Consider the following 12458-nt stretch of genomic DNA (forward strand, 5'->3'; position numbering starts at 1 on the left):
TGTCAGAAAGCTACCGGCATTTTTGTTTTCGAACCTTTAATTCGAGCTATTGAGTGGTGATCTAGATGGAAAGTATCAGTCTTTTATTGAGTGAGGCCCTGAGCCCTTACCAGGTTGCTCTGACGCCTTGCGGGGCTCGGGGCGAATGCCTGGTGACCTTGAAGAATGCTGCCGGCGCCATCGTGGTGGAGCGTGAGGTCAATCGGGCCCAGCTCACTGATAAGCGCCTGCTCACTGATGTGGTGGACGGCCTGCACCGTGATGTGCTGATCGCCGAAGGCCGGCTCGAACCCTGCGTGATCGCCGCCCTGCGCCATGCCGCCGAAGACAAGGCATTCGCCCGGCGCAATTGATCTGAAATTTTACGGAACCTTCCGCCAGGCCCGTCAGTCAGACTCGGTATCAGCAGGATCAGGCATTGTGCTCCGGTGCTTGTGGCCTGCTGGTACGGGTCTGCAAAGACCACGTTTAACCCCGAGTCGTCTCCCCACTTCTCGGGGTTTCTTTTTGCCCGGCGTTTGTCAGTGGTCCTTCAAGTCCTGGAAGTAGGCCCGGGCATCGGCGCGGTATTCATCGCGCATTCCGGGGTCCAGCCAGGCGGCATACAACTCCACCAGTCGCTCCTCGCGCAGCTTGAGCAGGGCCTGGTTGATCCGGGTGATGGCTTTGCGGCCCTGCGGAGTATCGGAGCAGCCGACGTGGATTTCCTGATACTTGCTGGTGCCTTCGACCGGGTAGAACTCCAGATCCTGCGGGTCCATGCCCTGCTGCACGGCCTGGTAGCGGATTTCCGGCCAGTAGCCCAACAGCAGTTGCAGGCGCCCCAGGCGCTGCATCTGCAGCAGGCTGCCCAGGGCGTCGTTGCCGTAGTGGGCGCGGATCTGCTGCGGAGCAACCTGCTGCAGCAGGTTGTCGAGCTGTTGCCCGTAGCTGCGCTCGGCCACCACCCCGATCAGTTCCTTGCCGCTGTCGAGCAGGCCATGCAGGTCGACCTTGCCGTCATGGATGAAGTGCGCGATCTGTTCACGGTCGGCACGGCGGATCGCCAGGCCGTTGCTCAGCACTCGAAAGCTGGTGATGGAAAAGGCCACCCATTGCGCACGCTCCTTGTTCCAGATCAGCGCAGGATCACAGGTGAAGCTGGGGTCGCGCAACATCTGCATGCCGCGGGCGCGATTGACCCGTACCAGTTCGTGCTGGTACTCCGGCAGGCTGGCAATCAATTGCGGCATGAGCAGGTCGACCACTCCTCGACCTTTTTGCTGGCCTTCGAAAATATTCAGCGGCGGCAGGTCACGCAGCAGCCAGGTGAGCATTTCGCCGGCGTGGCCGGGGGCGCAGGGCAGCCACAGCAGGCAGGTCGCGAGCGCCATCGTCAACCGGCCAAGGCCTGGCCTCGGGCGTCGCTGGGCCCGTTGCGGGGGAGCAGTGTGAGACGGCTGTTTCAGCTTAGATTGCCCCAGAGTTGCGCAGGTCCTGGATCTGCTCGCTGCTGTAGCCCAGGCCGGCCAGAACTTCGCTGGAATGTTCGCCGAGTTCGGGGCCGACCCAGTCGGCCGAGCCCGGAGTTTGCGAGAGCTTTGGCACGATGCCGGGCATCTTGAAGGCCTTGCCGTCCGGCAGCCTGGCCTGGAGGAACATTTCCCGGGCGAGGAATTGCGGGTCGTGGAACATGTCCTCGGCGCTGAAGATCCGGCTCGCCGGGACTTCGGCCTGGTTCAACTGCTCCAGCACCTGCTCCAGGGGCAGGGACGCCACCCAGCGGTCGATCACCCCATAGAGTTCGTCGCGGCGGGTGTCGCGCCCGTCGTTGCTGGCCAGGGCCGGGTCATTGGCCAGGTCCTCACGGCCGATCAGGAGCATGAAGCGCTTGAAGATCGCATCGCCGTTGGCGCCGATCTGCACGTGCTTGCCGTCGGCACTGGTGTGGATCGACGAAGGGGTGATGCCGGGCATGATGTTGCCACTGCGTTCGCGGATGAAACCGAATACATCGAACTCCGGAACCATGCTTTCCATCATGGCGAAGATCGCCTCGTACAGCGCCACGTCCACCACCTGCCCCTGGCCGCCGTTGACCTCGCGGTGACGCAGCGCCATCAGCGCGCCGATCACCCCCCACAGGGCAGCGATGGAGTCGCCGATGGAGATTCCGGTGCGCACCGGTGGGCGGTCCTCGAAACCGGTGATGTAGCGCAGGCCGCCCATGGATTCGCCCACCGCGCCGAAGCCCGGTTGGTCCTTCATCGGCCCGGTCTGGCCGAATCCGGACAGGCGCACCATCACCAGTTTCGGGTTGAGGGCGTGCAACACGTCCCAGCCCAGGCCGAGCTTTTCCAGCACGCCGGGGCGGAAGTTTTCGATCAGGATGTCCGCTTCGCCCAGCAGTTGCTTGAGCACCGCCAGGCCTTCCGGGTGCTTGAGGTTCAGGGTCAGGGACTTCTTGTTGCGTGCCTGGACGAACCACCACAGCGAGGTGCCTTCATACAGCTTGCGCCACTTGCGCAGCGGATCGCCGCCATCGGGTGACTCGACCTTGATCACCTCGGCACCGAACTCGGCGCAGATGCGCGAGGCGAAAGGGCCGGCGATCAGGGTGCCAAGTTCTATCACTTTCAATCCGGCGAGGGGCTTGCTGAGGCTGGTCATGGGGCATCCGCTGGGCAGGAAAATCCGCCTAGCCTAGACCATTGGTCGCCATTAAGGCAGCGCCTGACGCCTGCCTTTGCCGATTATTTCCCGCTCGGGCCAAGGATTATTGTGCTTCTCATTCTATTGGACGGCAGGGTTTAATGACGCCGCTTGAAAAAAGAGCGGTTGCGAAAGCTGTAAAAGGGTCTATGCAGCGATGGACGCCTTGCGGCTGTTTGCCGAGCGATCTTCCTGATATTTCTTGTTACAAATGTCGCCTGTAAATTTTACATGTGATTAATTGAAAACCTTACATGTGATGTTTTAGTCTCTGCGCCATGGAAAACAAATCCTCAGCCCATTACCAACGTTTATTCCGCCAGCGCCTGCGTGATCAGGGCTTGGTGAAAAAGGAAGTCTGGATACTGCCGGAGAACGCCCAGGCGTTGCTGGTGGTTGAACGCAAACTGCGTCAGCCCTCAGAAGGGCTGGCTCCTGTGGAAAAGGATGGAGAAATGAGCATGCCGCAGATCTGGAATGCCCGATCGCTGTGCCAGGCCCTGGTAGCCACCGAGTTGTTCAGCAGCGGCGAAGCCAGCGTTGAACTGCTGGAGGGTGCCGAGCCGAGCTTGCACGTGACCATGCGTGAATACGGTGACCTGCCGTTGTTCGTGGCCCTGTCCGGCGAGCAGATCCTGGTGGAGGCGCTGCTGTGGCCGCAAAGTGAAGTGACCGATGTGGCCGCGTTCAACGAGGAAGTGTTGCTCAGCCGCCAGTTGTTCCCGCTGTCGAGCATCGGCCTGGAAACCCGTTTTGGCGGTGAGCGCCACTACATGATGTACGGCGCCCTGAGCGCAACCTCGATTCTCTCCAACGTGCTCTACGAGATCGAAACCCTGGCCAGCAACGTGATCAGGGCAACCGAGGCCTACGAAGGCTACCTGAAGGCTCAGGCCTGACCTGGAGGAATGCACATGAACGTATGGAGCAAGCTGCTCACCGCGCTGCGCGGTGGTGCCAATGAGGCGGGTGAGGCCCTGGTGGACAGCCAGGCACTGAGGATTCTTGATCAGGAGATCCGCGACGCCGATCAGGAACTGCGCAAATCCAAGGAAGCCCTGGCCGAGATCATGGCCCGGCAGAAACTCGCCGCCGAGCGCGCCAACGGCAGCGCGGCCAAGATCGCTGAGTATGAAAGCTACGCCCTCAAGGCCCTGGAAGCGGGCAACGAAGCCCTTGCCCAGGAAGTGGCGCAAAAGATCGCCAACCTGGAAAATGACCTGGCTGTGGAGCGTGAGCAGGCCGATGGTTTTGCCGCCAGCGTCGCGCAGTTGCGCAAGGCCGTGACCCAGGCCGAGGGCAACATCAAGCATTTGAAACAACAGGTGGATACCGTCAAGGCCACCGAAAGCGTGCAGAAGGCCCAGCAGGCCGTGGCCCAGCGCTACGGCGGCTCCCAGAGCAAGCTGCACACCGCCGTGGAGTCCCTGGAGCGGATCAAGCAGAAGCAGGCCGAGCGCGCGGCAAAGATGGGCGCCGCAGCCGAGCTGGCCAATACCAGCAGCCCGGACGATGCCCTGGATGCCAAGTTGCGTGAAGCCGGGATTGTTGCCGGCAGCACCAGCGCCGACAGCGTGCTGGCGCGCCTGAAGGACCGTAGCAAGTCCTGATTCACCGTTGTGTTGTAGGGGCGGGGCCGCCTGGCCTTGCCCGGCTTTTTCAGGGATAGGAAAGCAATGGAAATCTTCCTGCAGACAGTGTTGTCGTTCCCCACAGTGCTGTTCAGCTTCATGCTCTGCCTGGCCGTGATCTACTGGGCCGTGGTGGCCATGGGCATGCTTGAAGTCGACCTGCTGGACTTCGAGGCCGACTCGCTGCTCGACAGTGCCCACACCGGCGAAGGCCTGGCCGGGCTGCTGATCAAGTTCAAACTCAACGGGGTGCCGGTCACCCTGGTGCTGACCCTGCTGATGTTCTTCAGCTGGTTCCTGACCTATTTCGCCGAACTCTACGTGCTCAGCCACCTGCCCCTGGGTTGGCTGCGCTATCCCCTGGGCCTGTTGCTGGCGGTGCTCGCACTGTTCCTGGCAGCGCCCATCAGCGCGACGATCTGTCGTCCGCTGCGCCCGCTGTTTCTCAAGATGGAGGCCACCAGCAGCAAGTCGGTGCTGGGGCAGACGGCTGTGGTACGCAGCGGCAGAGTCACCCTGGAACATGGCGAAGCCGTGCTCGAGGACGGCGGCGCGGGCCTGATCCTGCGTGTGCGTGCCGATGAGGCACGAGCTTTCAAACGCGGCGATCGCGTCGTGTTACTGGAGTATCTGGAGGCGCAACACGCCTATCGGGTCATTACAGAGGACGAGTTTCGCGGCCTCTGAGCCCGGCTCCCTCAAGAATCAAAGGAGATTGATTGCATGAATTTACCGTCGCTGCTGCCCATCCTGCTCGGGATCGGCCTCGTCGTCCTGGTGGTCTTCGGCCTGTTGGCCCTGTTCAAGGCCTTCTATATCAAGGTTCCCCAAGGCACGGCGTTGATTGTCAACGACATGTCCTCGACCCCCAAGGTGCATTTCACCGGTGCCCTGGTGTACCCGGTGATCCACCTCAAGGAGTTCATGCGCATCTCGCTGATCACCCTGGAAGTCGACCGTCGGGCCAAGGACGGGCTGATCTGCCGCGACAACATGCGCGCCGACATCACCGTGGCCTTCTACCTGCGGGTCAATGAAACCCAGGAAGACGTGCTCAAGGTGGCCAAGGCCATCGGTGTCGACCGTGCCTCCGACCGCGCCGCGGTCAACGAACTGTTCAACGCCAAGTTCTCCGAAGCGCTGAAAACCGTGGGCAAGCAGTTCGATTTCGTCCAACTGTTCGAGAACCGCCAGGACTTCCGCGACCGCATCATCGAGATCATCGGCAACGACCTCAACGGCTATGTGCTGGAAGACGTGGCCATCGACTACCTGGAGCAGACCGCCAAGCACTCCCTGGACCCGAGCAACATTCTCGACGCCGAGGGTATCCGCAAGATCACCGAGCTGACCGCGGCGCAGAACGTCATCACCAACGAACTGGAGCGTAACCAGGAACTGGCGATCCAGAAGAAGAACGTCGAGACCCGCGAAGCCTCGCTGTCCCTCGAACGCCAGCAGGCCGATGCCGAAGCCCGGCAGAAGCGCGAGATCGAAACCATCCGTGCCCGCGAGGAAGCCGAGACCGCCAAGGTCAAGGAAGAAGAGCGCCTGAAGGCCGAACAGGCACGCATTCAGTCCCAGCAGGAAATCGACGTGCGCACCGAGAACCATCAGCGCGAAGTCGAAGTGGCCCAGCAGAACCGCCAGCGTGCGGTGGTCATCGAAGTCGAGAAAGTCACCCGCGCCAAGGACCTGGAAGTGGTGGCCCGCGAGCGTGAAGTGGAACTGCAACGTATCGAGAAAGAAAAGGCTCTGGAAGAGCAGCGCAAGAACATCGCCACAGTGATCCGTGAGCGGGTAGCGGTGGAGAAGACCGTGGCCCAGGAGGAAGAGCGGATCAAGGAAGTGCGCGAAGTCTCCGAAGCCGAGCGCGCCAAGCAAGTGGTGGTGATCCAGGCCCAGGCCGAAGCCGAGCAGGACCTGGTGCGCCAGGTGAAGCAGGCCGAAGCCGACGAGACCCGTTCCAAGCACAAGGCCGTGGAAATCAACAACCTGGCCCAGGCCGAACTGGAAGCCGCGGCCAAGCAGGCCGAAGCCAAGAAACGCCTGGCCGAAGGCCTGGAAGCCGAGCGCGCCGCGCCTGGCCTGGCCGATGCCCGCGTGCTGGAAATCACCGCAGCGGCCCAGGAAAAAGAAGGCCTGGCCCAGGCTCGCGTACGCACCGAGCAGCTGATTGCCGAAGCCCGTGGCGAGCAGGAAAAAGGCCTGGCCGACGCCCGCATCATGGAAGCCCAGGCGGCTGCCAAAGAGAAGGACGGCCTCGCTGAAGCCAAGGTCATGGAAGAGAAGCTCGGTGCCCAGGCCCGTGGCGAAGAACAGTTGGGCGCGGCCAAGGCCAAGGCCACCAAGGACCTGGGTTCGGCCGAAGCCGAAGTGCTGCTGCAGCGCCTGAACGCCGAGGCCGAAGGCCTGGGCAAGAAGTTCGGTGCCCTGGACTCCCTCAGCGACAGCGCACGTCAGCACGAAGAGTTCCGCATGCAATTGGAGAAGAACTTCGAGGAAGCGATGGCCGCCATCGCCGCCAACAAGGAAATCGCCAAGGACCAGGCCGAAGTGCTGTCGGCTGCCCTCAGCAAGGCCAAGATCGAGATCGTCGGCGGCGAAGGCGACTTCTTCAATTCCTTCGCCAAGTCGCTGTCGGTGGGCAAGGCCATCGAGGGCGTGGTGGGCAAGAGCCCTGTGGTCCAGGACGTGCTGGCACGCCTGCTCAATGGCAAGGGCGCTCCGGCCGTAGCCGCTGAGCTGGCCGCCGCTGCCGTTACGCGCAAGGCCGACGCTCCGTCTGCCGAAGCCTGAAATACCTGACCACAGCTGATTCGCCAGCCCTCGCCTGATCCTGCAGCCGTCGTTTTTATCCACGGCTGCAGGGCAGGTGTCAGGCGGCGGGTTTCAGCTGGCTGGTTTCAGGTGCTGGGCTCCAGGTTTGAGGAGCCCGCTTTTTTGCATACCGCCGTAGATCCAGGAAGGCCACGATGTCGGACGCTCAAGTCGCAACTCCCCCACAGGACGTATTGGATAAGGCCGTCGCCGAAGGCGGCGCCTATGAGGTGCTGCACAAGCGCCTGCTGGACCAGGGCCAACGCCTGCGGGCCACCACTGACGACCTCAACCAGCGGCGTCTCGACGAGTTCGGCAACAGCCGCATGGAAGTGGTTGGGCGGGTGCGCATCCGTACCGAGAACAACTGCATCGCCCGGGACATCGTCCAGGTCGGCGACTGCCTGCTGTTCGGCTACAACGTGTTTATCGGCCTGAAGAAGGAAACCAGCGTCGCTGACGTGTTTTCCCTCTACCGGCTGGTGGAAGAGGGCGAAGGCTACGAAGCCGAGCCCGTGCCCCTGGAAGGCAGTTTTTTGGCGGCCCAGGGCTTCCTCAACGATTTCAACGAGCTCTATACCTATTACAAGAACACCCGCCTGCTGCAGCTGGCGATCCGTGACGGCAAGCTGCTGGCAAGTTTCCAGATTGGCGAGCGGGTCACCGATGTGCGGGTGTTCCGCTGGTCGATCTCGGTGGACGGACGGGACGTCCGTTACATCGACAACCGGGGCGAGCGGGATATCGCCCTGCCGGCGCCCTTCGACTTCGAATGGAAGAAGGCCACCCGCGAGATGGTGGTCGAAGGCCGCTTCCCGCACCTGAACATCCTCGACACGGTGTTCGTCGAAACCATCGGCGGCGACCTGACCATCAAGGTCGAGAACAACACCGAGTCGGGTCTGGGCATCTACCGTGAAGAGGTGCTGGACAAGACCCAGTCCCTGGACGACTCGCAGATCGAATTCGCCCGCCTGGGCAGCCTGATCCTGCTCAAGGTTCTGCCGTACCGCGAAGAGCAGTGGCGCTATCTGGTGTTCAACAGCCTGACTCGCCAGGTGGAGCGCATCGACGCCATCGGCCTGGCCTGCGTGCAGTTGCCGGAGGACCACGGGATCATCTTCCCCGGCGGCTACTACCTGCAAAGCGGCGAGTACAAGACCTTCGAACAGTCCATGGAAGGCATGCGCTTCAAGCGCTCGGTGCGCTCGCCCAACGGTGAAGATGTGCAGTACATCTTCTACCACCCGGAGCAGGGCCGCTCGGTGCTGCTGACCTACAACATGATCAACCGCCAGTTGCAGAACCCGCTGTTCGGCCACGGCTACGCGCGCCTGGAAGATGGGCGCATGGTGATCTTCGCTGCCGAAGGCGACGAGCCGACCCGGGTCCATCCGATGCAGGTCTGGCAGACACCGTTCTTCACCGAGGAGTACGCCGCGCGGCAGCCGACCCGCAGCGGTTTCCTCGGGCGCATCGGCAACGCCGAACTGGTGCGCAGCGTTTCCGACCTCTACGACCTGTGCCGCGAGATCGACACCCCGGCGGTGTCGGTGCAGCGCTACTCGCTGCTGTGCCAGAACACCCGTCGGCTGTTCGATGTGTACCACTGGCTGGGCAGCGACGAGCTGGACGGCCTGGCCCCGCTGCTGCGGGAAGTGGCGTCCACGTCGGAGCTGGTGCTGGACGAATACGAGAAGGTCGAAAGCATCCGCCGCCAGTCGGACCAGGCCATGGTGGCCGCTGAGGCCAAGCAGAAAACCCTGCTGGACAGCCTGCTGGTGGACAGCTGGGACCAGGTGCAGAGCTTCGTCGATGCGCTGAACGGCATCACCACCCAGCGCGGCCTGCTGCTGACCATTCGCGACTACCGCTACATCGACGTGGCGCGCATCGACGCCATGGAATCCGAGCTGCTCAAGGCCCAGGAGCGCACTGCCGCCGGCACCGCGACCTTCCTCGCCAGCGAGCAGGCCCTGCTGCCCTTCGTCACCCAGTTGGAAACCCTCGACGCCCAGGCGCAGAAAGCCGAAACCGTGGCCCAGCTCAGCGAGCCCCTGGGCGCCCTGCAAGCCATGGCCGGGGACCTGGACATGCTGTCGAGCCTGATGGCCTCGTTGCAGATCGACGACGCCACCCAGCGCACCCGCATCATCGAATCCATCTCGCAGATCTACGCCCGCCTGAACCAGGCCAAGGCCCGCGCCGAACAACGGCGCAAGGCCCTGGGCTCGACCGAGACCGTGGCGCAGTTCGGCGCCCAGTTCAAACTCTTCAGCCAGGGCATCACCAACGCCCTGGCGCAGGCCCAGGACCCCGAGCGTTGCGATGAGCAACTGTCGCGCTTGCTGGTGCAGCTTGAGGAGCTGGAGAGTCGCTTTGGCGATCATGAACAGTTCCTCGGCGATATCCTCGGCAAACGCGAGGAGTTGCTGGAAACCTTCGAGGCCCATAAGCAATCCCTGCTCGACGAGCGCCAGCGCAAGGCCCAAGGCCTGCTGGATGCCGCGCGGCGGATTCTCGACAGCCTTGGCCGGCGCACCGCCAAGTTCACCCAGGCCGAAGAGCTCAATGCGTTCTTCGCCGCCGACCCGCTGATCCTCAAGCTGCGGGAGCTGGCCGAGCGCCTGCGCGAGCTCAAGGACAGCGTCAAGGCCGACGATGTCGAGTCGCGCCTAAAGGGTGCCCGGGACCAGGCCGTGCGTGCCCTGCGCGACAAGACCGAGCTGTTCGAAGAGGGCGGCAACGTCATCAAGCTGGGGCCGCGCCACCGCTTCAGCGTCAACACCCAGGAGCTGGACCTGACCCTGATGCCCAGGGGCGATGAGCTGCACCTGCACCTCACTGGCACGGATTTCCTCGAACCCCTGCGCGACCCCGAGCTGGAGGCCCTGCGCGACTTCTGGCAGGTAGCCCTGGAGTCGGAATCGGCTCAGCTGTACCGCGCCGAATACCTGGCCGGGCAGGTGCTGGACGCTGCCGATCGGGGTGAGGAAGGCCTGAGCCTGGAAAGCCTGAAACCCTTGCTGGCGCACCCCGAAGAACTGGCGCGGGTGATCCGCGACTTTGCCGCGCCGCGCTACAAGGAAGGCTACGAAAAGGGCATTCACGACCACGACGCCGCCGCGATCCTGCTGCAGTTGCTGCCCCTGCGCGACAGCGCCGGCCTGCTGCGTTTCGGCGCGGCTGCCCGTGCCTTTGCCTGCCTCTACTGGGATCGCCAGCAGGAACAGCCGCAACCTCGGCAATGGGTGGAACGTGCCCGTACCAGCCGGCATATCCAGCAACTGTTCGGGCGTCGTGAAGGCTTGCTGCAATTGCAGGAGGAAATCCTCGTGGCGCTGGGTGACTGGCATCAGCAGCACGCCTTCACCTTGGCCGCGGAGCTGTTGCCGGAGGCTGCCGAGTACCTGGTTCAGGAACTGGCCGCAGAACGCATCGAATTCACCTTCAGCAAATACGCCAAGCAGCTGCAGGAAGCCCTGACCCTGCGTCTGCAGGGCGCGCGGATGTGGGATGACTACCAGCAGGCCTTGGCGCGGCTGGTGGAACGGCCTGCTGCACAGTGGGCATTGACCGAGAACTGGCTCTCGGCCCTGTGCGCCGAGGGCGAGTTCGCCGAGTGGGCCGACTACGTGCCCGAGGCGGTGGCCCTGTCGCTGCTGCGGGAAGACTTTGCCAAGCGCATCACCGAAGTCGACCTGCGTTTCAGTGTCGGCAACCTGATGGGCGAACACCCGCGCATTCAGGAGCGCAGCCTGTCCCTCACCGTGGACGGTTTCTTTGCCCGCCTGCGGGCCCACCGCGAACAATTCCTGCCTGGCCTGCAGCGTTACCAGAGCTTGCGCCAGGGCATCATCGGCCGTGAACGCTCGGCCCTGCGCCTGAGCGAATTCAAGCCGCGGCCGCTGAGCTCCTTCGTGCGCAACAAGCTGATCAACGATGTGTACCTGGGCTTTATCGGCGACAACCTGGCCAAGCAGATGGGCACTGTGGGCGAGAACAAGCGCACCGACCTGATGGGCCTGTTGATGCTGATTTCGCCACCGGGCTACGGCAAGACCACCTTGATGGAATACGTGGCGCACCGCCTGGGGCTGATCTTCATGAAGATCAATGGCCCGGCCCTGGGGCACCAGGTCCGTTCCCTGGACCCGGCCCAGGCACCGGACGCCACTTCGCGCCAGGAGCTGGAGAAGCTCAATCTGGCCCTGGAGATGGGCAACAACGTGATGCTCTATGTCGACGACATCCAGCACACCCACCCGGAATTCCTGCAGAAGTTCATCTCGCTGTGCGACGGCACCCGGCGCATCGAAGGCGTGTGGAAAGGCCGCACCAAGACCTACGACATGCGCGGCAAGAAGTTCTGCGTGGTGATGTCGGGCAACCCGTACACCGAGTCCGGCGAAGTGTTCAAGATCCCCGACATGCTGGCCAACCGGGCCGACATCTATAACCTCGGCGACACCCTGGGGGGCATGCAGGACGCCTTCGCCCTGAGCTACATCGAGAACGGCCTGACCTCCAACCCGGTGCTGGCGCCACTGGCCACCCGCGACATGGCGGACGTCTACCGCTTTGTCGCCAAGGCCGAGGGCAAGGCCTTCTCCAGCAACGAGCTGAGCCACAGCTACAGCGGTGCCGAGATCAACGAGATCACCACCACCCTGCAACGCCTGATGCAGGTGCGCGACGTGGTGCTGCGGGTCAACCAGCAGTACATCGCCAGCGCCGCCCAGGCCGACCAGTACCGCAGCGAGCCGCCGTTCAAGCTGCAGGGCAGCTACCGCAACATGAACAAGATGGCCGAGAAGATCTCGGCGGTCATGAACGATGCCGAGCTCCTGCAACTCTTGGCCGACCACTACCAGGGCGAATCCCAGCTACTGACCACCGGCGCCGAAGAGAACCTGCTCAAGCTCGCCGAACTGCGGGGCAACCAGACCCCGGAGCAGAGCGAGCGCTGGACCCAGATCAAGCGCGACTTCGTGCGCAACCGTTCCATGGGCGGCAGCGACAGCGATGTCGGCACCCGCGTCGTGGCCCAGCTCAACGATCTGGTGGAAGGCGTGCGCGGCCTGGCCCGGCCCGCGCCGCAGCAAGGCATGCGTGAAGTGCTGGAGAACCTCTCCGAGCACCTGGAGCAGAGTTTCCTGCCGCTGCTCAAGGTCATGCACAAGAAGATCGATGTCGACCTGCACAGCCACCAGCGCATTGGCGACATTGCCACGCGCCTCGACGAACTGAGCCAGATGCTCAGTAACGGCGAGGTTCCGACCCTCAAGGACTCCCAACCGTAGGAGCCGGCTTGCC

Annotated in this window: 8 protein-coding genes; 6 read left to right on the forward strand and 2 right to left on the reverse strand. The window is 63.1% G+C overall.

Going from position 1 to position 12458, the window contains the following annotated elements; genetic code table 11:
• Nucleotides 1–65: 65 nt before the first annotated feature.
• Nucleotides 66–353, forward strand: coding sequence for a DUF3509 domain-containing protein (locus tag ABCR88_RS05760; RefSeq protein ID WP_011059456.1), 288 nt, complete (start codon nucleotides 66–68; stop codon nucleotides 351–353).
• 168 nt (nucleotides 354–521) lie between these two features.
• Here ABCR88_RS05760 and ABCR88_RS05765 read toward each other — a convergent pair whose 3' ends face one another.
• Nucleotides 522–1373 carry a TIGR02285 family protein gene (locus ABCR88_RS05765; RefSeq protein ID WP_015634285.1) on the reverse strand — a complete coding sequence of 284 codons (852 nt, stop codon included), beginning with the start codon at nucleotides 1371–1373 and terminating at the stop codon, nucleotides 522–524.
• Between the two features lie 76 nt (nucleotides 1374–1449).
• Complete coding sequence (locus ABCR88_RS05770) at nucleotides 1450–2649, reverse strand: CaiB/BaiF CoA-transferase family protein (protein ID WP_011059458.1); 1200 nt, start codon at nucleotides 2647–2649, stop codon at nucleotides 1450–1452.
• 320 nt (nucleotides 2650–2969) lie between these two features.
• On the opposite strand from ABCR88_RS05770, the gene ABCR88_RS05775 reads away from it, so the two are divergent.
• From ABCR88_RS05775 to ABCR88_RS05795, 5 genes are all read left to right on the forward strand, one after another.
• Entirely contained in the window at nucleotides 2970–3590 is a 621-nt protein-coding gene (locus tag ABCR88_RS05775) for a YjfI family protein (RefSeq protein ID WP_210482579.1), read from the forward strand.
• A gap of 15 nt (nucleotides 3591–3605) precedes the next feature.
• Nucleotides 3606–4301, forward strand: a complete 696-nt coding sequence (locus ABCR88_RS05780; RefSeq protein WP_350404230.1) for a PspA/IM30 family protein — start codon at nucleotides 3606–3608, stop codon at nucleotides 4299–4301.
• Nucleotides 4302–4367: 66 nt separating this feature from the next.
• Entirely contained in the window at nucleotides 4368–5009 is a 642-nt protein-coding gene (locus ABCR88_RS05785; protein ID WP_053149200.1) for an OB-fold-containig protein, read from the forward strand.
• A 36-nt stretch (nucleotides 5010–5045) separates the two neighbouring features.
• Nucleotides 5046–7121: a flotillin family protein gene (locus ABCR88_RS05790; protein ID WP_015634288.1), complete on the forward strand. Its 2076-nt coding sequence runs from the start codon at nucleotides 5046–5048 to the stop codon at nucleotides 7119–7121.
• 176 nt (nucleotides 7122–7297) lie between these two features.
• Nucleotides 7298–12445, forward strand: a complete 5148-nt coding sequence (locus ABCR88_RS05795; RefSeq protein ID WP_350404231.1) for a DNA repair ATPase — start codon at nucleotides 7298–7300, stop codon at nucleotides 12443–12445.
• The last annotated feature ends 13 nt before the right edge of the window (nucleotides 12446–12458 follow it).

This window comes from Pseudomonas sp. W17, assembly GCF_040268305.1.
GTDB classification, from domain to species: Bacteria; Pseudomonadota; Gammaproteobacteria; order Pseudomonadales; family Pseudomonadaceae; genus Aquipseudomonas; species Aquipseudomonas protegens.

Excerpts from the sequence above, each read along its gene's own strand:
- ABCR88_RS05760 (WP_011059456.1), top strand. The coding sequence starts at position 66 with ATGGAAAGTATCAGTCTTTTATTGAGTGAGGCCCTGAGCCCTTACCAG.
- ABCR88_RS05765 (WP_015634285.1), bottom strand. The coding sequence starts at position 1,373 with ATGGCGCTCGCGACCTGCCTGCTGTGGCTGCCCTGCGCCCCCGGCCAC.
- ABCR88_RS05770 (WP_011059458.1), bottom strand. The coding sequence starts at position 2,649 with ATGACCAGCCTCAGCAAGCCCCTCGCCGGATTGAAAGTGATAGAACTT.
- ABCR88_RS05775 (WP_210482579.1), top strand. The coding sequence starts at position 2,970 with ATGGAAAACAAATCCTCAGCCCATTACCAACGTTTATTCCGCCAGCGC.
- ABCR88_RS05780 (WP_350404230.1), top strand. The coding sequence starts at position 3,606 with ATGAACGTATGGAGCAAGCTGCTCACCGCGCTGCGCGGTGGTGCCAAT.
- ABCR88_RS05785 (WP_053149200.1), top strand. The coding sequence starts at position 4,368 with ATGGAAATCTTCCTGCAGACAGTGTTGTCGTTCCCCACAGTGCTGTTC.
- ABCR88_RS05790 (WP_015634288.1), top strand. The coding sequence starts at position 5,046 with ATGAATTTACCGTCGCTGCTGCCCATCCTGCTCGGGATCGGCCTCGTC.
- ABCR88_RS05795 (WP_350404231.1), top strand. The coding sequence starts at position 7,298 with ATGTCGGACGCTCAAGTCGCAACTCCCCCACAGGACGTATTGGATAAG.